The organism is Methylomonas sp. TEB, from assembly GCF_047777895.1.
Lineage (GTDB): Bacteria > Pseudomonadota > Gammaproteobacteria > Methylococcales > Methylomonadaceae > Methylomonas.
Window position 1 is genome coordinate 481,716 of record NZ_CP180476.1, and the last position, 20,958, is coordinate 502,673.

The 20,958-nt window shown below is 54.8% G+C and carries 21 protein-coding genes; 9 read left to right on the plus strand and 12 right to left on the minus strand.

Annotated features, from left to right (window positions below; genetic code table 11):
- Positions 1-62: 62 nt before the first annotated feature.
- From ACMXD4_RS02100 to ACMXD4_RS02110, 3 genes are all read left to right on the plus strand, one after another.
- On the plus strand, positions 63-467 hold the full coding sequence (locus tag ACMXD4_RS02100; RefSeq protein ID WP_415879708.1) for a hypothetical protein: 405 nt from the start codon (positions 63-65) through the stop codon (positions 465-467).
- 126 nt (positions 468-593) lie between these two features.
- Entirely contained in the window at positions 594-1,646 is a 1,053-nt protein-coding gene (locus tag ACMXD4_RS02105; RefSeq protein ID WP_415879709.1) for a MerR family transcriptional regulator, read from the plus strand.
- Positions 1,647-1,729: 83 nt separating this feature from the next.
- On the plus strand, positions 1,730-2,527 hold the full coding sequence (locus ACMXD4_RS02110; RefSeq protein WP_415879710.1) for a hypothetical protein: 798 nt from the start codon (positions 1,730-1,732) through the stop codon (positions 2,525-2,527).
- A gap of 53 nt (positions 2,528-2,580) precedes the next feature.
- Here the strand turns inward: ACMXD4_RS02110 and ACMXD4_RS02115 are convergent, their stop codons facing one another.
- The 7 genes from ACMXD4_RS02115 to ACMXD4_RS02145 form a co-directional block, all read right to left on the minus strand.
- Positions 2,581-2,709, minus strand: coding sequence for a hypothetical protein (locus tag ACMXD4_RS02115; protein WP_415879711.1), 129 nt, complete (start codon positions 2,707-2,709; stop codon positions 2,581-2,583).
- Positions 2,710-2,953: 244 nt separating this feature from the next.
- Complete coding sequence (locus tag ACMXD4_RS02120; protein WP_415879712.1) at positions 2,954-3,526, minus strand: DUF2452 domain-containing protein; 573 nt, start codon at positions 3,524-3,526, stop codon at positions 2,954-2,956.
- Positions 3,527-3,621: 95 nt separating this feature from the next.
- Positions 3,622-5,226: a cryptochrome/photolyase family protein gene (locus tag ACMXD4_RS02125; protein WP_415879713.1), complete on the minus strand. Its 1,605-nt coding sequence runs from the start codon at positions 5,224-5,226 to the stop codon at positions 3,622-3,624.
- Positions 5,148-5,324: a DUF2256 domain-containing protein gene (locus ACMXD4_RS02130; protein ID WP_415880811.1), complete on the minus strand. Its 177-nt coding sequence runs from the start codon at positions 5,322-5,324 to the stop codon at positions 5,148-5,150. The genes ACMXD4_RS02125 and ACMXD4_RS02130 overlap by 79 nt, the downstream gene beginning before the upstream one ends.
- A complete protein-coding gene (locus ACMXD4_RS02135) occupies positions 5,297-6,820 on the minus strand; it encodes an FAD-binding domain-containing protein (protein ID WP_415879714.1) in 1,524 nt (507 codons plus the stop codon). Before ACMXD4_RS02135 ends, ACMXD4_RS02130 begins: the two co-directional genes overlap by 28 nt.
- Before the next feature lie 3 nt (positions 6,821-6,823).
- The gene (locus tag ACMXD4_RS02140; protein WP_415879715.1) at positions 6,824-7,096 is read right to left on the minus strand and encodes a TIGR02450 family Trp-rich protein; all 273 of its coding nucleotides are present in this window, start codon (positions 7,094-7,096) and stop codon (positions 6,824-6,826) included.
- Between the two features lie 44 nt (positions 7,097-7,140).
- Positions 7,141-8,274, minus strand: a complete 1,134-nt coding sequence (locus tag ACMXD4_RS02145; RefSeq protein WP_415879716.1) for a S1C family serine protease — start codon at positions 8,272-8,274, stop codon at positions 7,141-7,143.
- 246 nt (positions 8,275-8,520) lie between these two features.
- Here ACMXD4_RS02145 and ACMXD4_RS02150 point away from each other — a divergent pair, with 246 nt between their 5' ends.
- A complete protein-coding gene (locus tag ACMXD4_RS02150) occupies positions 8,521-8,787 on the plus strand; it encodes a hypothetical protein (RefSeq protein WP_415879717.1) in 267 nt (88 codons plus the stop codon).
- Positions 8,788-8,993: 206 nt separating this feature from the next.
- On the opposite strand, the gene tadA is transcribed toward ACMXD4_RS02150, so the two are convergent.
- The 4 genes from tadA to ACMXD4_RS02170 all read right to left on the minus strand — a co-directional run bounded on the left by tadA (position 8,994) and on the right by ACMXD4_RS02170 (position 13,837).
- Positions 8,994-9,458: a tRNA adenosine(34) deaminase TadA gene (gene tadA / locus ACMXD4_RS02155; RefSeq protein ID WP_415879718.1), complete on the minus strand. Its 465-nt coding sequence runs from the start codon at positions 9,456-9,458 to the stop codon at positions 8,994-8,996.
- A gap of 1 nt (position 9,459) precedes the next feature.
- The gene (locus ACMXD4_RS02160; RefSeq protein WP_171696763.1) at positions 9,460-10,428 is read right to left on the minus strand and encodes an L-threonylcarbamoyladenylate synthase; all 969 of its coding nucleotides are present in this window, start codon (positions 10,426-10,428) and stop codon (positions 9,460-9,462) included.
- Positions 10,429-10,579: 151 nt separating this feature from the next.
- Positions 10,580-12,403: a sodium-extruding oxaloacetate decarboxylase subunit alpha gene (gene oadA, locus ACMXD4_RS02165; protein WP_171696762.1), complete on the minus strand. Its 1,824-nt coding sequence runs from the start codon at positions 12,401-12,403 to the stop codon at positions 10,580-10,582.
- 15 nt (positions 12,404-12,418) lie between these two features.
- Positions 12,419-13,837 carry an acetyl-CoA carboxylase biotin carboxylase subunit gene (locus ACMXD4_RS02170; protein WP_033158539.1) on the minus strand — a complete coding sequence of 473 codons (1,419 nt, stop codon included), beginning with the start codon at positions 13,835-13,837 and terminating at the stop codon, positions 12,419-12,421.
- 437 nt (positions 13,838-14,274) lie between these two features.
- Between ACMXD4_RS02170 and ACMXD4_RS02175 the strand changes: the two genes are divergently transcribed.
- From ACMXD4_RS02175 to ACMXD4_RS02185, 3 genes are all read left to right on the plus strand, one after another.
- Entirely contained in the window at positions 14,275-14,754 is a 480-nt protein-coding gene (locus ACMXD4_RS02175; RefSeq protein ID WP_171696761.1) for a hypothetical protein, read from the plus strand.
- Between the two features lie 207 nt (positions 14,755-14,961).
- Complete coding sequence (locus tag ACMXD4_RS02180; RefSeq protein WP_171696760.1) at positions 14,962-16,044, plus strand: GNAT family N-acetyltransferase; 1,083 nt, start codon at positions 14,962-14,964, stop codon at positions 16,042-16,044.
- Between the two features lie 39 nt (positions 16,045-16,083).
- Positions 16,084-17,034: a glycosyltransferase family 2 protein gene (locus ACMXD4_RS02185; protein ID WP_171696759.1), complete on the plus strand. Its 951-nt coding sequence runs from the start codon at positions 16,084-16,086 to the stop codon at positions 17,032-17,034.
- A gap of 10 nt (positions 17,035-17,044) precedes the next feature.
- Here ACMXD4_RS02185 and ACMXD4_RS02190 read toward each other — a convergent pair whose 3' ends face one another.
- Positions 17,045-17,644 (minus strand): arylesterase, encoded by a 600-nt coding sequence (locus ACMXD4_RS02190; protein WP_171696758.1) that lies wholly within the window; start codon positions 17,642-17,644, stop codon positions 17,045-17,047.
- Between ACMXD4_RS02190 and ACMXD4_RS02195 the strand changes: the two genes are divergently transcribed.
- Together ACMXD4_RS02195 and ACMXD4_RS02200 are read left to right on the plus strand one after the other, a co-directional pair.
- Positions 17,643-18,335 (plus strand): ABC transporter ATP-binding protein, encoded by a 693-nt coding sequence (locus ACMXD4_RS02195; protein WP_415879719.1) that lies wholly within the window; start codon positions 17,643-17,645, stop codon positions 18,333-18,335. The genes ACMXD4_RS02190 and ACMXD4_RS02195 overlap by 2 nt on opposite strands.
- Entirely contained in the window at positions 18,332-20,812 is a 2,481-nt protein-coding gene (locus tag ACMXD4_RS02200) for an ABC transporter permease (RefSeq protein WP_415879720.1), read from the plus strand. Before ACMXD4_RS02195 ends, ACMXD4_RS02200 begins: the two co-directional genes overlap by 4 nt.
- Positions 20,813-20,958: the final 146 nt, after the last annotated feature.

Below are 20,958 nucleotides of genomic sequence, written 5' to 3' on the forward strand. Positions count from 1 at the left end.
CAACAAATGGCGTTTATTTTGCTGTATGCGATGGACACACACCCTAAAACCAGGAGTTTGCGATGAATATTTCGAACATAGTACCCAACCTTGCCGCTAGCCGCGCAGTCAGCGGAAAAACTTTGCCGTCGCCGGCAATCGCTAAAGCCGCCGAGGTAGCCGATCAAAGCCAAGCGCCGCGGACCGTCGATATGCGCCGGGTCTCGCTCAATGAAATCAACGCCTTGATCAAATCCGGCGTGGACGGTTTGCTGGATGTCGTGCCTTATATTCCCACCGCCACCATCAACTCCTCCGGCGCAGGGGATGCCGGCGACGTGAAGGTGGATTATTTGGGCCAGATCGAAGCGCAGATCGAATTTCAGAAAAGCCGTCACGAAGACACCGCTTTTCTGGAAAAAGTGTTGAGCAACGTTAAACGTCTCGACGGCATGGCCTTGCCGCCGAAACTGGATGTGATGGCTTGAGGCCCAGGACGCGGCCATCAACAGTTTAATAACCCAGTTCCAATCTATTTATCTTAACCATGGTGCTTGACCCTGACGCAACGTCATCCTCTATGCTGGCGGCACGCATAACGAAGGAGCTAATCCATGTTGCTTAAAGTGGGCGATCTTGCCAAACGCTGCGGACTGACGGTCCGTACTTTGCACCACTATGACAGCATCGGTTTGCTTAAGCCTTCCGCGCGTTCCGATAGCGGCTACCGGCTGTATAACCGGGCGGACATTTCCAGATTGCATCAAATTCAAGCCTTACGGCGGTTTGGTTTGTCGCTGGCCGACATCGGAGACATTTTGGCAAACTCCGGACTGAATTTAGCGACTATCGTCGAGCGGCAGATTGAAGCCTTGGACCAGCAGATCGCGCAAAGTAAGGCCTTGCGTGATCGCCTGTCCGGCCTGCAACTGCAATTGATGCGCGGAGAAGAACCGGAGCTTGCCGATTGGCTAACCACTTTGGAGATGATGACCATGTACGATAAATATTTTTCCGCCAATGACCTGAAGCGCTTGCCGCTACTGGATATAGACGAAAACTCCACCGCCGGCGAATGGGCGGCACTGGTTCAAACGGTGCACGAAGCGATGCAGGCCGGGGTCGCGCCCGAGAGTGCCGAGGCCCAGGAATTGGCAAGGCAATGGATCAGCATGCTGGAACGCGACACCCAAGGCGATCCTCGGCTACTCGTCAAACTCAACGCCATGATGGTCGGCGAACCGACGATGCAAGCCAAAACCGGCGTGACCCCGGAACTCGTTGCTTACATTCAAAGCGCGTTCATCGAGACCAAATTGACGATCTACGAGAAATACCTAGCCGCCGATGAATTCAGCTTTATGCGCGAAAACTACGGCAAGCGCGCCGACGAGTGGCCGCCGCTGGTCGCCGCGATACGCCAACATAGGGAAGACGGTACGCCGCCAAGCGATCCGCGCATGCAGCAGCTGGCCCGAACCTGGCTGGAATTGTTCCGCGCCTACGCCGGCGATAACCCGGAAACCCACGCCAAAATTCGCGCCGCCAACCAGGCCGAACCTTATCTGTTCTTTGGCACGTTTATCGACCAGCCGCTATTGGCTTATGTGTTTCAGGCGGTGGCCGAACTAAATCTAGGCCCGTTGCCGATGAGCGGCGAGGCCTAGTAACCCTGCCCTCAAATTCCCTGTGGCCGGATTCCCGCTTGCGCGGGAGAGACGTATTTCTTCTCATAACTTATGGAGTATGCATGCCCCTAAAAACTCTTATTCGCAAGATGGCCGTCCAGAAGATAGTTGCCGGTTGGTCTTTGGTTTGGGTGCTGATGGCCGGGTTGCCGGCCGGCGCACAGGCGTCTTATATCTGTCCCAACGGGCCGGGGCCCGGTGAAGTGCAACTGGGCATCACGGGCGGCTCGCATGGTGTCGCGGCGATGCCGGTCTGCGAAGAGAATATCAATAACGTCTACGAATCCGCCGAAGATGCCGCAGCACCGGAGCCGCGCGCCGATCCGCTGCAAATGCGTATCGGGGCGATGAGTTCGGTGCTGGAAGTAATGTCCATGAGCTATGACCGCTTACATACCGCGCTCAACAAAGACCCAGAACTTAAAGCCATGGGTAGTGGCATGTGGCAATATCAGCAAAATGGTCGGCCGCCGCGTCCTGGCGAAGGTTGTAGCGCGCTATATACCAATCTGAAGGGTGCGCTGGTACTGTCGGGCCCGGATGGTGACTACAAAGGCGCTCTGATGACTTTTTGGGGACCGGATATTCCCAGCCCCCAAGCGGCCGGCACCATCAAAGTGACGCTGGATCAAGCGGACGGCCAGCCGCAAACGGTAACCGCTTTCAACTATGCCTCACCAAACGGCAAAGTCGGCGCTATCGCGCTGGCGGTACCGACGATACAGGCTCTGTTGGATAACATGGCGGACCAGCAATCCTTCGATATTGCTATCGACGGCAAATCGGTGATTCATCTTGAATGGCAACAGGGATTGGCAGCGCGCGACCGGTTACGCAGTTGCGTGGCCGGACAGGGTTGACCACGATAGATCCGCTAAGTCGATAGCATCGACTCATCTTATCGGGCAACTTGCTACACCTTGGCCTCCAAAATCAGGTTGAACGGCGTTTCTACTGCCCGGCGCAGGCTATTGAAACCGGCTTCGTGGAAGATGCCGGTCCAGCGCGCTTCGCCGGCTTGTGCGCCGAGCGCCAGACCCACGTCTTCGGACAGCCTAGTAGGGTGGGCACACGCTTTTTGTGCCCACGCGGATTTAAAGTTATTGTGTTCAAAAGGTGGGCAGAAAAGCAGTGCCCACCCTACATTTTATTTTTGACATCATCAATGATCGAAAACATTACCAAAACCGACATTCGAACTTATAACCCACTCACGGCAATGGCTCGACTACCGACTTTAACGCCTCAAAATCAACGACTTTGGATCGAATCGTCTGCAAGATTATTTAATCGATACGGTTTATCAGTAACTTTTCCGCTTGCCGAAAATTCAAACCCAAAATACCCGATTTTTGCATGGATTGCTTCAGCGAATAGGCCAGCGTCGCGGCAAGTACTCGGGAATAGTAAGGCAGGGTTTCCAGATAGACCGGCAATACATCGTCGATTTTTTCGGCCTGTTGCAGTGTCTGTTCAAGTTGCAGGCGCTGATCCGCAATCTCTTGGATAAACGCACCGTCGTTGGCGCAAGCCTCGGATAGGGCCAAAGTCCAGGTTAAATCCGACTGTAATTCGCAAGTGCCTATGAATCGGCCGGACTGGCTTGACAGCCATTGTTCCGGGGCAATCAACGATAGGCGGTATTGTTCATCCTTAAAATACAGCCAATACGCTTGCCCCGTGGTTGGTTTAAACCGAATTTGGCTATTGAGAACAAACAGAGAGGTAAATAAATCGCTGCTGATTTGCTGAATGTTTTTGGCGGGGGCAATCAGCTGCTTTTTGGCTTGCTGCAAACTGTCCAGTACAGCGACGCTTCCCTTGCCCTGAGGATTGGCTGGTTTACTGATTACACTCATTATTCAAAGTATCCGCTATGGTTTCAAAAAACGGCTGGTCCGATTTATCCCAGATCGAAGCGCCAGTGACAATAAGAGCCGGCTTAATAGTCGTTTCAAAGCCCCGGCAAATCCTCTAAAACCGTTTCCGCACGCTGAGTGATCGCCTCAAGCTCAGCAGCCGCAAACCGGTCTAGATTGCGATAGACCATACTCAGGCGCGGATTGCGGCTCAGCTTATCGCGATGGCGGATAAAAAAATCCCAGTACAGCGCATTGAATGGACAGGCTCGCTCACCGCTGCGGGCTTTTTTGTCGTAGTGGCAACCCTTGCAATAATCGCTCATCCCGTTGATGTAAGCGGCGCTGGAAACATAGGGTTTGGTGGCCAGCAGGCCGCCGTCGGCAAATTGGCTCATGCCCAGCGTATTGGGCAATTCCACCCATTCAAAGGCGTCGATATACACGCCCAGATACCAACGATGCACGGCTTCCGGTGCTAGGCTGGCCAGCAGGGCGAAATTGCCGATCACCATCAGCCGCTGGATATGGTGGGCATAAGCATATTGCAGCGATTGGCCGATAGCAGCCGCTAGGCAATTCATCCTGGTTTCGCCGGTCCAGAACCAGGCGGGTAAAGGTCGGGCATGGCCGAAATAATTGTGCGCGGCGTAGTCCGGCATCTTTGCCCAATACACGCCGCGCACGTACTCGCGCCAACCGAGAATCTGCCGGATGAAGCCTTCCGCCGCTGCCAGCGGCGCATGGCCTTGGCGATAAGCCTGTTCGGCGCGTTCGACCACTTCACGCGGATTGAGCATTTTGGTGTTCAGCGCAAACGACAGCAGCGAATGAAACAGCCGCCAACTGCGCCGGCTCATCGCATCCTGAAAATCGCCGAACCTTGGCAAGCCTTCGGCGATAAAGGCTTCGAGTTGCTGCAAGGCTTCGTTGCGATTCAGCGGCCAGCGGAAATCCTCGGTGTCGGCTACGCCGAAACTATTCACGCCAGCCGCGAGGATGTCCTTCCAAAGCGCGGCATGATTGTGGCGCGGTCGAGTATCAACAGGCGCGGCGGGTGCACCGGGCCAAGTCTTGCGGTTGTCGTGGTCGAAATTCCATTGCCCGCCTATTGGGCGTTGGTTGTCTTCCAGCAACACGCCATGTCTAACCCGCATGCGCCGATAGAACATTTCCATCAGCCAATGCGGCCGAGAGCCAAACAACTCTGCCGCTTCCTCCCGCTGGCTATAGAAATGCTCGCTGTCGCAGGCTCGGCTGCTGATGGGCAACTGTTGGCAATAGCTGCACAATTGCCGATCCAAACGCCATTCGTCGGGGAGCTGGTATTCAAAATGCTGAACCCGATACTGTGTAATCAACGCATCCAAATTGGCGGTCAGCGATTGGCGGTTGCCGCTATCGTCAATAGACAGGTAATGCACGCGATGGCCTTGGACCGACAAATGCTGAGCAAAATCGCGCATTGCCGCGAAAATACCGATGATTTTTTGTGCATGGTGCAAGACGTAATCGGTTTCCTGGCGGATTTCCATCAGCGTATAAACTGTTTCGTCATCGGTTTGCGCAAACCAGCTGTGCAGCGGATTTAATTGGTCGCCCAGAATGAGCCGCAAGGTGGTCATGCGATCTTGGTCGTGCCGCGTTGCCGGCGGCAACGCTCTGAGCAATATTTCACCGCCTCCCAGTCTCGGGCCCATTTTTTACGCCACACGAAGGGTCGACCGCAGACGGCACAGAGCTTGGCAGGCAGCAAGGCTTTTTGTTGCATTAAAAATCCAGCTGGGTTTGTACCCAGTCCCCGGCCGCTGCTTTGGCTGTGCGGCTGCGGGTTGGCCGCTTTCGCGAGCCGTGTTTCTCGACAATTGCCGCCTTGGCGGCTTTCACGTCGGCGCGGCCACGTACTTCGTAAACACGGGTTTTGGCCTGCCGGGTAGCTGATTCCAGATCGACCAGCGGTTGGGCAATATCCACACCGATCCTCACGCCGCATTGTTGTTGCAGTTTTATCGGCATGCGCCAGGGTTCGAACAGCCATTCCTTGGGCACGCGGCGTAAGGCCGGCAGCCAATGTCTGACAAAATGGCCGTGCGGATCGTGGTCGCGGGCCTGTTTGATCGGATTGTAAACTCGCGTGGTGTTAATGCCGGTGGTGCCGGCCTGCATTTGCATCTGGCTCCAGTGGATGCCGGGTTCGTAATCCAGAAATTGTTGGGCCAGCCAAGCGCCAACCGGTTGCCAATGCAGCCACAAAGGATAACTGGCGACCGATACCAGCATCGCCCGCATCCGGAAATTCAGCCAGCCGGTTTGCTGCAACATCGCCACACAGGCATCGACCAGCGGCCAACCCGTTTGGCCTGCGCTTAAGGCCTGAAAATGCGCCGGATTCCAGTCCGCTTCGCGCAAGCCGTCATAGCCGCGATGCAGATTGGTAAACTCCAGTTCCGGTTCGCTCTCCAGCTTTTGCATGAAGTGGCAATGCCAGTACAAGCGGCTGACGAAGGCCGTCAAACCGGCTCGACGGGCATCGCCGCGCGGTAAAGCAGCCAACTGGCGGCGGGTGGCTTGCACGACCTCCCGCAAACTCAAACAGCCGAAGGCCAGATAAGCAGAAAGCCGCGAACAGGCCGTCGGTGCGGATAAGGGCGAAGAGATGCCACCTCGGTAAGCACCGCAACGCTCGAACAGAAAGTCGCGCAAGGTTTCGATACCTTGGCGGCGGCCACCCAATTGTCGCAGCGGTTGGTCGGGCTGAAGTAAGCCCAGGGATTTGGGCTCGGGCCAGGTGAAAGGTTCGGGGACGGCTATCCAATCGCAAACGGGAGGTTCCAGGCAGGGTTCCGCCATCAGCGCTTCCCAATGCGCTTTCCACAAGTCTCGATTTTGCAAGCGCCGCACCACACCGAACTGAGCAAATTCGTGCCAAAGCAAGCCGTGTTCCCGGCACCAGCCTTGCACCGCCAAGTCGCGCTGAAAGCTCAGCCAGTTGCCGGTTTCCTGGTGCGAATACAACGCCAGGAAGGGCGCTTCCTGCCAAAGCCGCTGCAAAACCGCCACTGCTTCGCCCACTTCGATACGCAAGCCGCCGCCGCGTTTGCGCAAGGCAAGTTCCAAATCAAGCAGGCTATCGCGTAAAAATTGGTAGTGGTGCGTGGCAACGTCGTCGGCCGCCCACAAGCTGGGTTCGATGATGAACAAACACAGCACCGGCGCGTTGCGGCTGGCGTAAAGCAGCGGTGCATGGTCGTGTACCCGCAGATCGCGCTTGAACCAGACCAGATTATAGCTCATCGCTCAGTGCCAACCCTGGCGCCAGTTCTCGGTATTACGCAAATCCCGCCAGGGCATGATTTGCACCCGTTTGCTAAACACCGCCTCCAGTTCGATCATTTCGAGCGGCGCGTCCGGCTCGTCCGGCAGTAGCAATTTACTGACGATAAAGTGCTTTTCCTTATTTTGCGGCGTAACGGCGGTCCATTTGCTGAGCAACAATTTGTTAGGGTTCAGCCTGGGTGATTTGGCGGTCGGCATGGCTTGGTCTGCTTGAGGAATGTCTTTACCGAGCATACCAGCCGATCCCGAAATGGCGAGATCGGCACCATGCCGAAGAATCAATTTCCTGGCTGTAAGGTTACTTCGACTTCCCGCTTATTGCCGTTATTGACGACCTGGATTTTCACGACATCGCCAACCTTCTGGTCGTCCAGGCGGGCGAACAGTTTTGAGAGCGTATCGACGTCCTTACCGTTAATGGCGACGATGATGTCGCCCGGCACCATGCCGTTGGCCGTTATCGATACGCCTTGTAGGCCGGCTTTTTCCGCCGCCGAACCGGGTTGCACCCGCAATACTGCGACGCCGGCTGTGCCGGTCAAAGCCGCTAACTGCTCGTTCATCTGTTGGTCTATTTCGATACCCAAGGCCGGACGGATGTATTTGCCTTGTTTAATCAATTCCGGCACCACCCGCATCACCGTATCCACCGGCACCGCGAAGCCGATGCCGGCCGACGCGCCGCTCGGGCTGTAGATTGCGGTATTGATGCCGATCAACCGGCCGGCGGAATCGAGGAGCGGGCCGCCGGAGTTGCCGGGATTAATCGCGGCGTCGGTCTGGATTAAATGTTCGACGGCCGGACCTTCCTGACCGCCCAGCGAGCGGTTCAGCGCGGAGACGATGCCGCTGGTCAAGGTCCAGTCCAAACCAAATGGGTTACCGATAGCGAACACTTTCTGCCCGACTTTCAGATCGCGGCTGGTGCCGACCGGTACCGGCGGCGGCCGTTTGAAACCGACGCCGATTTTCAACACCGCAATATCATGCACCTGGCTGGCGCCAACCAGAGTGGCCTTGTAATCGCGGCCGTCGGCCAGTTTTACCGTGGCTTCATTGGCACCGGCGATGACGTGGAAATTGGTCACCACGTGGCCGGCTTCGTCCCAGATAAATCCGGAACCGGTACCCTTCGGTACTGAAAATACGTCGCGGGTCCAGACATTGCGCACTAGCGCGGCAGTGCTGATGTAAACCACCGAATCTCGCGATTTTTCGAACAGTTCGATGGTGCTTTTTTCGTCCGCTGCCAAGTCGTCGCGCGCGGCGACGGTTCTGACCGGGGCGGATTCGGTCGCCGGTGCTCCCGGCTGCCAATGCCAAAGCACTATCAGCGCTGCGGCGACTGCTCCGGCGGCTAATACACGTTTAATGAATACATCGGGCGAATCGGGATGATTGGGATGTTGCATGTCGGCCTCCGGTTTGTTGGTTCCTACCCAGAATCGTGCGAACGGATTAATGCTGTTTTAAACGGCGGCAGCGCGGGATATTCAATTCCACTGAGCCGCTACGTCGGCAAAATGGGAGCGCGTTTAGCAAATTTCAAGCGAGTCAGGTTCGTGTGTTTTTAATCAACAGTGGATTTAGGAACTATCGTCAATTCGCAAAGTCTCGAAAACGCCTGGATCGTTTGCTACTGGATAGGAGTGATCATCATGAAACGAGTTAAAAACACGATAAAACTCGCCATATTTGCCGTTTTGAGTATGGGATTAACAGGTGCCGCTATTGCAGAACATCATGAAAATGCCACGCTCAAAGCGCCATTGCAAACCGAGGAAGAATCTGAAGTGGAGCTTTACGATTACCACTCGGGTGTGACGTATACCGGTACGCTACAGCGTTTTATGTTTCATCGGCATTTGGATAATGTAGCCGAAGAGCCTGAGAATAGACATTCAGAATCGACGCAAATGAAGTAAACAGGCTGTGTAATTGAGAGTTGAAGACAGTTTAGGCAGGCATAATCAATAAAAAAGCCTGCTCGCCAAGGCATAAAAGAGTTAAGAGGGTTGTTATCAAGTTACTTTACGCATCAATAACTGCAAGCGGATCCAGGCAATCGGCAGGCAGCTATTCAACACGCTGGCAGACAGGCCAATTGAATAATTTGTTTGGGTAGGATGTATTATCGGCCTCTCGACTGCTGGCGTCTGGCTTTGAAAAAATCGCTGAGCAGTTCCGCGCAATCCGCCTCCAGAATCCCCCCCGTCCATTTCACGCGATGATTTAAGAACGCCGCATCGCTGAGTTGCAGCGCATGGCAGACCGCGCCGCGTTTGGGATCATAAGCGCCGAATACCAGACGTTTTACGCGGGCGTGGGCAATGGCGCCCATGCACATCACGCAGGGTTCCAAGGTGACGTAGAGAGTGGTGTCAATCAGTCGGTAGTTGTTTAAGACTTGGCCGGCCTTGCGTAGCGCGATGATTTCGGCGTGAGCGGTGGGGTCGTTACTCTGGATGGGTTGATTCCAGCCTTCGGCGATGCAGCGGCCTTCATAAACCAGCACCGCGCCGACCGGGACTTCGCCTTGACTTTCGGCGCGCTGTGCCAGGCGGATGGCATGGCGCAGCCATTCCTCGTCGGTCATCTTAAACCGTGGCTTTATTCAGGCGGTCGTTGACCGCTGCCCAGGCTTCGTTGTCGGGCGGCTGCTCGATCAGAATGGTGTCGAGTTGCAGGTTATCCAACGCGCGTAAGGAGCTGTACAACGCCGGTTCGTAGAGTTCGGCATCGGCCGGTAATCTGAGTAGGTGCAGGCAGGGAATTTCGGCGATTTCCGTGCTGAAGGCCAGGATGCCGATGTGTTTGCCTTGCGCGCACAAATCGTCGGTCATTGCGATCAGGGTGTCGGCCGGGCACAGCAAGGCCATGGTATTGGGTGCGTAATGTACCGCCATCATGCCGGGCGCGCGAATCTTGGTTTGCGACGACAGCCGAATGTCGGTATGCAGCACGGCTTTCAGTTGGCTGCGGGTAATCCGGCCGGGTCTGAGAATGGCGGGGATGCCGTCGCTGAGATCGATAATGGTCGATTCCACGCCCACCGAACAAGCTCCGCCGTCCAGGATGCAACCCACGCTGTCGCCGAGTTCCTCCGCGACATGCTCGGCTTGCGTCGGGCTGATATGGCCGAAGCGATTGGCCGACGGCGCCGCGATGCCGCCGCCGAAGGCTTGCAATAATTGCAGCGCGACCGGATTAGCCGGCACCCGCAAACCCACCGTATCCTGACCGCCGGTAACGGCGGCCGGTACGGTCGATTTTTTATTCAATATCATGGTCAGCGGGCCGGGCCAGAAGTGTTCAGCCAACCTTAATGCCGCCTCCGGCACGGCTTCCGCCCAATCGTTGATTTGCGCGGCGCTGGCGATATGCACGATCAGGGGATGATCGGCCGGCCGGCCTTTCGCGGCAAATATTTTGGCAACCGCATCGGGATTGGCGGCATCCGCGCCCAGTCCGTAAACGGTCTCGGTCGGAAAGGCGACCAATTGCCCCTGCCGTAATAGCTCGACGGCGTGGCGGATGGATTCTTCGGTGACGGGTTTAGGATTCAAAGTAATCAGGCGAAAGATAAAAATCTAAAAAGACGAGCAGCCGACATAATTGTAGTGGCGAATTCATTTGCCAAAGTAAGCAGCTATAAATATATGGAAGCCATCCTCACGGCAAACACGCCATTTTACCTTTCGCCTTTAGTCTTTTCTCCTAATTAATTTCGACCAGCACCTCATTAGGGTTAACCGCATCACCTTTTGCCACATAAATGGCTTTGACGATACCGGCTATCGGTGCCGTGATCTCGGTTTCCATTTTCATGGCTTCAGTCACCAGCAAAGATTGACCGGCATTGACTTTTTGACCTTCTTTGACCAATACGTCGATGATATTGCAGGGCATGCTGGTCACCACATCGCCCGGCTCGCTGGGGCGGCGGCGTTTGCTGGCGATAGCACTCTGTACTGCGCCTTGGGCGCCGCCATCCAACACGATTTCGTCCAGGGTTTCGATGACGATTTCTTCCGGCATGCCGTCCACGGTGAAGTAAAAATGCCGCAAGCTTTGATTTTTCGGCCCGGCACCGGTGACTTTCACGTGATATTGCTCGCCGTGTAGCGCTACGTTGAATTCGGTCGGGGCTTTTTTGACTTCGGCGGACGCAGGTGCTTCGTCCAACTCCAGGGGTTCTGCGACCAAGCTGTCGGTGGAGCGCAGCTCCAAAAATTGTTTACCGATTTCCGGGAACATTGCGAAGCTCAGCACGTCTTCGTCATTCATCGCCAGGTGGGCGATTTCGTTGCGCAGATGCTCGAATTCCGGTTTGAGTAAATCGGCCGGACGGCACTCGATGACTTCTTCCTTGCCGACGGCCTTGGCTTGCAGTTGGGCGTTAACCGGCGCCGGGGCTTTGCCGTAGCCACCGTGCAGGTAACGCTTCACTTCATTGCTGATGGTGTCGTAACGCTTGCCGGTCAGCACATTCAACACGGCCTGGGTGCCGACGATTTGCGACGTAGGGGTGACTAGCGGCGGGTAGCCCAAGTCTTTACGGACTTCGGGGATTTCTTTGTACACCTCGGCCATGCGATCCAAAGCATTGCGCTCTTTTAACTGGTTGGCCAGGTTGGAGATCATGCCGCCCGGTACTTGGAAGATGTGGACGCGGGTGTCGATGCCGGTAAATTCGCTTTCGAAGCGGTGGTATTTTTTTCGAACGTCCAGGAAATATTGATTCACGGCTTGCAGTTTATCCAAATCCAGGCCGGTGTCGAAATCAGTGCCGCGGAGGGCGGTGACCAATGATTCGGTAGGCGGGTGGCTGGTGCCGCCGGCCCAGGAGGACAGCGCGGTATCGACATGTTCGCAGCCGGCTTCAATAGCCTTGAGCTGGCACATTTCCGCCAAGCCGGCAGTAGCGTGGCAATGCAGGTGCAGCGGCAAATCGACGGCATCTTTCAGCGCTTTGACCAATTCGCCGGCGACGTAAGGGGTCAACAGACCGGCCATGTCTTTGATGGCAATCGAATTGCAGCCCAAGTCGGCCAGGCCTTTACCCAATTTGATGAAACTGGCGATGTCATGTACCGGGCTGGTGGTGTAACAAATGGTGCCTTGCGCATGTTTGCCGGCCTTGCGGGTGGCCTCGATAGCGGTTTCCAAGTTGCGGATGTCATTCAGTGCGTCAAAGATACGAAACACGTCCATGCCGTTGCGCGCGGCCGTTTCTACAAACTTTCGCACCACATCGTCGGAATAATGTCGGTAGCCGAGCAGGTTTTGGCCGCGCAGCAGCATTTGCAAGCGGGTATTGGGCAGCGCGGCTTTCAGCTTGCTCAGGCGTTCCCAGGGGTCTTCCTTCAAGAAACGCAGACAGGCGTCGAAGGTGGCGCCCCCCCAGCATTCCAACGACCAATAGCCGATATCGTCCAGCATGGCGCAGGCCGGCAGCATGTCTTCGGTGCGCATGCGGGTTGCGATGAGGGATTGGTGGGCGTCGCGGAGGATAACGTCGGTTACGTAAACTTTGCTCATGGGGTTTCCTTGGGTTTACAGGCCAGTATGAGAGGCGACAACTGCCGCCAGCACGCTGGCCAGAATTTCCGGTCGCGGCTTGTTGGAATAATTGATCAGGTCGGGATTGGCTTCGACAAAGCCGGTGTTGAAGCGGCCGCGGCGAAAATCCGGATGACCGAGAATTTTTAAGTAATAGGGGATCGTGGTTTTGATGCCGAACAAGCCCATATCTTTCAAGGCTCGCTCGCCGCGATTGATCGCGTCTTCCCAGGTCATCGCGCTGACGATGACTTTGGCCAGCATCGAGTCATAAAAGGGCGGGACTTCGTAGCCGGTATAAATAGCGGTGTCGGTACGTACGCCGGGACCGCCGGGGGCGTAGTAACGGGAAATGTGGCCGAAGCTGGGCAGGAAATTGTTTTTAGGGTCTTCGGCGTTGACGCGAAATTGAATCGCATAGCCGCGACGAACAATCTCTTCTTGTTTGAAACGCAGCGGTAAACCGGCCGCAACGCGAATTTGTTCTTCGACAATGTCCACACCGGTGATGGTTTCGGTGATGGTGTGCTCGACTTGCACCCGGGTGTTCATTTCCATGAAATAGAAGCGGCCGTTGGCGTCCAGCAGAAACTCCACGGTGCCGGCGTTGGTATAGCCGACGGCTTTGGCCGCCATCACCGCCAAACCGCCCAGATATTGGCGCTGCGCTTCATCCAGTTGCGGTGAAGGAGCGATTTCGATCAATTTCTGATTGCGGCGTTGTACCGAACAATCGCGCTCGTACAGGTGGATGGTGTTGCCGAAATGGTCGGCCAACACCTGCACTTCGATGTGTATTGGGTTGACGACGCATTTTTCCAAAAACACATCGGCGCTACCGAAAGCCTTGGTGGCTTCGGAAATCACCCGTTGATAATTTTGCCGCAGTTCGTTAGGGGTGTCGCAACGCCGGATGCCGCGCCCGCCGCCACCTGAAGTGGCTTTCAGCATGATCGGATAACCGATCTGTTCGGCTACCTGCAAGGCGTGTTCGACGCTGTCCAGATTGCCGTCCGAGCCGGGCGTCACCGGCAGACCGGCGGCTATCATCGCGCTGCGGGCTTCGGTTTTGTCGCCCATGCGTTGGATCACTTCGGCGGAGGGGCCGATAAACACCAAGCCGCGTTCCTGGCAGGCTTTGGCGAACTGGGCGTTTTCTGACAGGAAACCGTAGCCGGGATGAATGGCGTCGCAGCCGGTGCGCAAGGCTAAATCCACCAAGCCGTAGATGTTTAAGTAGCCGGCCAGAGGCTCGCTGCCGATGTAATGCGATTCGTCAGCTTTTTTGACGTGCAAGGCAAAGCGGTCGGCTTCCGAATAAATAGCCGCTGAACGAATGCCCATTTCCGCGCAGGCCCGAATGATCCGGACAGCAATTTCGCCGCGATTGGCGATCAGTATTTTGCGTAACATGATGCTCCCGAGTCTTAGTGTTCAGTCACTTGCCTACTACTCTAACAATTTATGGCTATCTTTCAACAGGAAAACCGCCGCTTGCCGATGGAAGCTTAGCCTTTAGCTTGGGTGGTGGCGGTGTTGCCGGCCACTGGATTCGAACAGAATAAGCCGGAAAATTTCGCGATATTGGCTCCTACAACTTTGATGAAGTCGCTAGCCGCTAAGTTGTTGTGTTAGCAGCATTTAATTGGCTTTTTGTGGCTTCTATACCAACAAGTTTAATGGGTGGATGGGAAATGTTGATATAAAACAGCCTCTTGCAATTGGCACGCATAGTGCTATTCTCCTGTGTATGGATGCCTATACCATAAGCCGCTGTTTGCCGTAATCGGTCCGGTTTGTGCGAATAGGGTTTCACCTCTTAACTAATTGATTAATTCTGGGGTTTTAATATGGACACAAACAAGCCGTTATTTTCCGCGTTATTTTTTATTGGTCTATCGTTTTGGGGGATGCAGTTTGCGCAAGCAGCTACGACCGAAAATACGTTAAACCCGCTCGAATCCTTCCAAACGATTTTGCCGGATTTGCCAAGCGCTTATCAGGAGCAGCCATTGAATCCACTAGCGGATAAGCCCTTGCAGGACTATGCGCTAACATTGTTTACACGGGTCAAGACCCGTGCGGTCGTAACATTTCAGCAAGCCTTGTCGGACATAGCAGGGCTTGGCGATATGGTTTCGCAAATGGGTTTACTCAGTCTGCTTGGCACGGTTTTCCAGCCAGTGATAGACGAAAGCAAAACAGCTGAATTGAAAGCTGCCTTACCCACCGCGGCCTGGTTTTTTCTTAGCGGCATGCTGGGTGTTCTGGGCTTGAAAAAACGCAGCAGATTGCTGGATGCCAAAGCGGTTTTGAATTCAGTCCGGTAAGCGCCGTTATAGATGTGCTGAGGGTTTGGGCAGTGCGCGTGTTGCCCAAGCCTCAACTTTTCCTGCTCCTTCAATCCTGTTAAAACGACGCTGTCGTTTGGTATTGCGGCAAGTTTGCACCGATAATAGTTTTCGATTGTCGCTGATGCCTTTGCTAACGATAGTTACGCCTCGCTAATCATTTCCCGCACTTTTTCGAGAAAGCCTATGTCCGCTGTTGCAGACCATTTTGTTTATGGACCTATCCAACCGGCGGATATTCCGGATTGCATTCTGATTGCCGTTGCCAATTTCGAGGAGTTTCAGCAACACCCCGAATATATCCAGCAATGGTTCGAATCCCGTATCGTGCATAACCCATGGCAGAACGCCTTGCCGTGCGCCGGCGTCGGGGTTTGGCACAATGGGCGTTTGGCGGGTTTCCGGGCCATGTTCGTGCAACCCTGGTGGTTGAACGGCCAATCCGTAACGCTTGCCTTCGGTTCCAATACCTGTGTCGATGAAGAGTTTCGTGGGCAGGGCTTAGCCACCAAGCTGATCGAACACAGCCTCGAATTTGCGCGATTCAACGGCACGGTGACTGCCGGCGTGATTACCCAGAAAGCCTTCAAAAAATGCGGCTTCGTACCGATCGGCGGTAGCGATAATGACTTTTATCGTTTGCGCGTCGGTTATCGCGGTTCTTGGCAGAAACGCGCCGGCAAATCGTTGGGCCATTTGCTGGGCAGCATGTTCGACATCAACTTGCGCTTACGCAATGTCAAATTACGTAGCGGCGGTTTTACATTGGCGGAGGTTTGGCATTGCGACACCGAGTTTGATGCGTTGTGGGAACGGGCGAAAGCGGGCTATGTCTCTTGTCTGGAACGTAGCAGCCGCTATTTGAATTGGCGTTTATTTGATTTTCCTACCTGTCCTTTAAGGCTTTTCGCGCTGCGCGATGCTGCTGGCAAATTGCGCGCCTACGCAATTTGGCATCAGCAAGGCTTTGGGGATGCTATCAGCATGGCAGTATTGCGTGACGTGTTTTATCCCTTGGACGATGAGCCGGCCATACAGACACTGTTGTATTACCTATTTGCTTATTGGCGGGAGAACGGGATTAGCTGGGGCAGTCTGGAAGTCGCCTCGCCGTCATTGACCAGTCTGTTCCGCTGTCTTGGCTATGAAGCAGTGCCGTCGCGCGGTAACCGCTATCTGATTTATCGCGAGCCGCCGCTAGCCGACAATATTTCGCAAAATTGGTACCGCAGCGGGATCGATGGCGATTATTTCGATCATCCGCTGTAATATTGCTTAACCCAAAATTCAAAATTAGGTCTGCAACCTATGTTAAACGCCTCCGTGATTATCAGCACCCGCAACAGAGCGTCGATATTGCCGCGCTTGTTCGACGCATTGGCCGCAATGCGCCTGAATAGCCAGACCCGCTGGGAATTGCTGATGGTTGATAACGGCAGCAGCGACGACACTGTGGCGGTGATCGCCGCCGAAGCTGAGCGTGGTCGGCTGCCGGTGCATTGCGTCTCCGAGCCGATTCCCGGTAAGTCCCGCGCTTTGAATCGCGCCATCAAGCAAGCGCAAGGTGAATTATTGGTGTTCACCGACGACGATGTCGAACCGCAAGCGAGCTGGTTACAGGCTTACATCGATGCCGCTGTGCTGCATCCGGAAATCGACGGTTTTGCCGGCAAAGTATTACCCAAATGGCTGGGCGACATCCCCGCCTGGTTGCATACCGAAGGTGAGTTTGCATTGCCGCGCGGCATTACCAATACTCGCGATTTCGGCATGTCCCAGCAGTTTTTGGATGAACAGGTGATTCCGGGCGGCGTCAATACGGCGTTAAGAACCGGGGCCGTAGCCAAAAATGGCTGGTTTCGCGAAGAGCTTGGGCCGGGTACTTCGGTGCCGTTTACGGAAGACACCGAATACATGGGCCGTTTTCGGCGCGGCGGCGGCGAGTTTTGGTATGTGCCGGAAGCATTGCTGTATCACTGTAACATCCCGGAGCGGATGACGAAAGCCTACGTCTGCCGCTGGATGTTCGACGTGGCCCGTTGTCAGGTGCTGGCGTATGCTGATGTACCCACCGGAAAAAATATCGCTGGCATCCCACTGTATTTGCTGCGGCATTATCTTAGCCGATTCGCGAGTTTTTGGCTGGAACCACGTGAGCAGCAGCGCTTACAAAAAAAAATGAAATGGATGTTTACGGCCGGCGAAATCGCCGGTTATAGGCAACTGCCGGCGTTTAAGCAAACCTTGACGGCAAATTAGCGCGTCGCGTCTACAGCAAGGCTTGTAAATATCCCCAAATCTTTTCGGCAATCAATGGTTGCGCCAGCTCATTCGGGTGCAGGCTGTCGGCCTGCATCATCTCCGGGTTTAATGCTACCTCTTCCAGGATAAACGGCACATACGGGATCTTCAATTCCGCGGATAGCTGCGGAAAAACCTCGTAAAACATCTCGACATAACGCTTGCCGTAATTGGGGGGGATCTTCATCCCCAGCAGCATCACTTTGGCGCCGACGTTTTGCGAACGCCGAGTGATTTCGGTCAGATTATTTTTCATTTCCGCTGGCGATAAACCGCGCAAGCCGTCGTTGGCGCCCAGTTCCACCAACACAATATCCGGTTTATGCCGCGATAAAATTTGCTCCAGTCGCGCCAGGCCGCCAGCGGAAGTATCGCCGCTGATGCTTTCGTTACTGATAACATAGTCGCTATGCAGGTCGGTTAGCTTGTTTTGCAACAAAGCCACCCAGCCAAGCTGAACTTCGATGCCGTAACCGGCACTAATACTGTCACCCAATACCACTATCGATTTCGCCATGGCGTTTATCGGTAGTAAACCCAGAATTACGGCAAGGACCACGCTATACATGTTGAATACTCATATTGATAAGACCAGTTCCCCGATTATCGTTACCGAACAGCTCGGCAAATCGGTGCCAACTTCCGAGGGCATTTTACACATCTTGTCCTCAGTGAATTTAATCATCAATTCGGGCGAGAGTCTGGCCATTGTCGGCGAGTCCGGTTCCGGTAAATCCACCCTGCTCAGTTTGCTGGCTGGATTGGATACGCCCAGTATCGGCAGAGTGGTTGTCAATGGCCGCGATCTGACCAAGCTCGACGAAGACGGCCGCGCATTGTTGCGCAACGAATTGGTCGGTTTCGTGTTTCAATCCTTTCAACTGCTGCCGGGGTTGACGGCTCTGGAAAACGTCATGCTGCCGCTGGAACTCAGCGGACATGCTCAAGCGGCGAGCGCTGCCCGCGCCTTGCTGGACAGAGTGGGCTTGTCGCAGCGCTTGACGCATACCCCCAAACAATTGTCTGGCGGCGAACAGCAACGGGTGGCTTTAGCGCGGGCTTTTGTCACCCAGCCGGCTATCCTGTTTGCCGACGAACCGACCGGTAATCTGGACAGCAAAACCGGTGCGCACATCATCGATCTGCTGTTCGAGCTCAATCAAGAACAACATACCACTTTGATTTTGGTGACTCACGACATGACTTTGGCCGGACGTTGTCAACGCACCATTCGCCTGGACGCCGGGAGCGTGGTATGAAGCGCGTCAATCTAGCCATGAAACTGTTGTGGCGCGATAGTCGTTCCGGAGAGCTGACCTTATTGCTGCTGGCTTTGCTGATTGCGGTTAGCAGTTCCACCGCCATATCGCTATTCGCCGACCGTTTGCATCGGACCATGACGGTGCAAGCCGCCGAGTTTTTAGCCGGTGATCTGGTGGTGGCTGCGCCGGCGCTCATAGCCGAAACCTGGTTGACCAAGGCCGGCGAATTGGGCTTATCCCATTCGCAAACCAGCGAGTTTGCCAGCGTTTTGTTGGAAAACCAGGAAATGCTGTTGGCTTCGGTAAAATCCGTCAGCAGCGGCTACCCGCTGCGCGGGAAATTGAAAACCAGCGATGCCGAGTCGCAGGATGAAATCGTCGCCAGTCAGGGTCCGGAACCTGGCTCGGCTTGGGTAGACAAGCGCATCCTGCCGGCTCTGCATCTAAAAATCGGCGATACGCTAACCGTAGGCGAAAAACCTCTGACCATCGGCCGGGTGTTGAGCTACGAGCCGGACAAACGCGGGGATTTTTATAGCTTTTCGCCGCGGGTGATGATTAATCAAAGCGACTTGGCCGCCACCGGCGTCATTCAACCCGGCAGTCATGTGCGTTACGCCTTCCAATTCAGCGGCGACGAACAGGCTTTGCTTGCCTTTAAAACCTGGTTGAAGCCGCAACTGAACAGTTCGCAAAAAATCCTGGATATACATGAGGACCGCCCGGAACTGGGATCGGCATTGCAGCGCGCTGAGCGTTATCTGGGCTTGTCCAGCATCGTGGTGATCTTGATTGCCGGCGTGGCGATTGCGATGGCTACTCGCCGTTATACCGAACGGCATTTCAACGCCACTGCCTTGTTGCGTTGCCTGGGGTGTAAACAAGCGGAAATTGTCTGGCTGTACGGTTTGCAGTTTTTGGTGTTGGGCCTGTTAGCCAGCAGCGTCGGCTGCGGCTTGGGCTGGTTGGCGCAATTTGGTTTATTCGAGCTGTTAAAATCCTTGTTGCCGGAAGAGTTGGCCAGTCCCAGCTGGTTGGCGGTATTTTTTGGCTTGACTTCGGGCTTGGCAATCTTGCTGGGTTTTGCTTTACCGCCGTTGCTGCGTTTGCAAAAAGTCTCGCCATTGCGGGTATTGCGCCGTGAGTTGGAACCCTTACCCACCAGTGGTTGGTTGATTTACGGTTTGGCGCTGGCGATTATCGGCGGCTTGATTTGGCGCTACACACAAGACCCGAAAATGACATCCACCATATTGGGGTTGGGTGCGCTAACACTATTGGGTGTAGGTGGCGCGGTATACGGTTTGTTATTGCTGGCGCGCAAGCTGTTGCCGAAGCTGGGCTTGAATTGGCGTTTTGGCTTGCAGGGATTGCTGCGGAACAGCCAGGCCAGTGTCAGCCAGATATTGGCTTTCAGCATCACGCTTACCGCCATGGCCCTGAGTTTTACGGTGCGCAGCGATTTGATCGACAACTGGCAACAGCAATTGCCGGAACAGGCGCCGAATCATTTTGCCTTGAATATCCTGCCGGAACGCCAGCAGGCATTTCAAAGCGAATTGCATCAGGCGCAAATCCCCAGCAGCCGGTTTTATCCGGTGGTACGCGGACGCCTGGTGACGATTAATAACGAAGCGGTGCAAGGCCGGGTCAGCAAAGACACCCAGGGCGAAGGCGCTACTCAACGCGAATTGAGCCTGACCTGGGCGGTGCAATTGCCGGACGATAACAAAGCCACCGATGGCGGTGCTTGGCAAGCCGATCGGCCGGGTCTGGTATCGGTGGAGCAAAAACTGGCGGAAAGCTTGAAAATCAAGGTGGGCGATGAATTGACCTTTACGGTGGGGAGCGCGCAATTCAGCGCAAAGGTAGCTCAACTCCGCAGCGTGCAGTGGGATACGATGCGGCCCAATTTTTACATGATTTTCTCGCCCGGCACGCTGGATAACTTTCCGACCATGTACATGACCAGCTTTTATCTGGCCGATACCCAAAAAATTCTGTTGAATACCCTGCTGAAAAAGTATCCGGCGATCACGATATTGGAAGTTGATCAGATTTTGAAACAGTTCAAGATGATCCTGACGCAGTTGACCAAGGCCATCAATCTACTATTGTATTTTGCCCTGGCGGCCGGTTTCACCGTGTTGTTTGCTGCCGTCTATGCCACGTTGGATCAACGGATCTACGAAGGTGGGCTGATGCGGACTTTGGGCGCCCGGCGCGGCTTTTTACGTACCACGCACGTGATTGAGTTTGGCTTGCTCGGCATTTTAGCTGGTGCTATGGCGGCACTGGCTAGCGAAGCGATTCTGTATGCGTTGTATACCCGTGTGATGCAGATCGACTATCGTCCGGGCTACCATTTGTGGGGAGCATTGCCGGCGATAGGCGCGATAACGGTGGGGCTGGCAGGGTACTGGGGGGTTAGGCAGGTGGTCAATCAGCCACCGCTACAAGTGTTGAGGCGTTGATGGTTGATCAGTAAATTTTTCGCGATGGTTGCGATATGTCAAACGGCTTTGAAAAGTTTCCAGTAAAGAGCGTCCAATAGTTTCCAGTTAGCTTGTATGGTTATGGATTTTTCACATTCGGAGTACATCGCGCCGAGGGTGCTACT

Coding starts and splice junctions, on each gene's coding strand:
- ACMXD4_RS02100 (WP_415879708.1), top strand. CDS start 63: ATGAATATTTCGAACATAGTACCCAACCTTGCCGCTAGCCGCGCAGTC.
- ACMXD4_RS02105 (WP_415879709.1), top strand. CDS start 594: ATGTTGCTTAAAGTGGGCGATCTTGCCAAACGCTGCGGACTGACGGTC.
- ACMXD4_RS02110 (WP_415879710.1), top strand. CDS start 1,730: ATGCCCCTAAAAACTCTTATTCGCAAGATGGCCGTCCAGAAGATAGTT.
- ACMXD4_RS02120 (WP_415879712.1), bottom strand. CDS start 3,526: ATGAGTGTAATCAGTAAACCAGCCAATCCTCAGGGCAAGGGAAGCGTC.
- ACMXD4_RS02125 (WP_415879713.1), bottom strand. CDS start 5,226: ATGGGCCCGAGACTGGGAGGCGGTGAAATATTGCTCAGAGCGTTGCCG.
- ACMXD4_RS02135 (WP_415879714.1), bottom strand. CDS start 6,820: ATGAGCTATAATCTGGTCTGGTTCAAGCGCGATCTGCGGGTACACGAC.
- ACMXD4_RS02140 (WP_415879715.1), bottom strand. CDS start 7,096: ATGCTCGGTAAAGACATTCCTCAAGCAGACCAAGCCATGCCGACCGCC.
- ACMXD4_RS02145 (WP_415879716.1), bottom strand. CDS start 8,274: ATGCAACATCCCAATCATCCCGATTCGCCCGATGTATTCATTAAACGT.
- ACMXD4_RS02150 (WP_415879717.1), top strand. CDS start 8,521: ATGAAACGAGTTAAAAACACGATAAAACTCGCCATATTTGCCGTTTTG.
- tadA (WP_415879718.1), bottom strand. CDS start 9,458: ATGACCGACGAGGAATGGCTGCGCCATGCCATCCGCCTGGCACAGCGC.
- oadA (WP_171696762.1), bottom strand. CDS start 12,403: ATGAGCAAAGTTTACGTAACCGACGTTATCCTCCGCGACGCCCACCAA.
- ACMXD4_RS02170 (WP_033158539.1), bottom strand. CDS start 13,837: ATGTTACGCAAAATACTGATCGCCAATCGCGGCGAAATTGCTGTCCGG.
- ACMXD4_RS02175 (WP_171696761.1), top strand. CDS start 14,275: ATGGACACAAACAAGCCGTTATTTTCCGCGTTATTTTTTATTGGTCTA.
- ACMXD4_RS02180 (WP_171696760.1), top strand. CDS start 14,962: ATGTCCGCTGTTGCAGACCATTTTGTTTATGGACCTATCCAACCGGCG.
- ACMXD4_RS02185 (WP_171696759.1), top strand. CDS start 16,084: ATGTTAAACGCCTCCGTGATTATCAGCACCCGCAACAGAGCGTCGATA.
- ACMXD4_RS02195 (WP_415879719.1), top strand. CDS start 17,643: ATGTTGAATACTCATATTGATAAGACCAGTTCCCCGATTATCGTTACC.
- ACMXD4_RS02190 (WP_171696758.1), bottom strand. CDS start 17,644: ATGTATAGCGTGGTCCTTGCCGTAATTCTGGGTTTACTACCGATAAAC.
- ACMXD4_RS02200 (WP_415879720.1), top strand. CDS start 18,332: ATGAAGCGCGTCAATCTAGCCATGAAACTGTTGTGGCGCGATAGTCGT.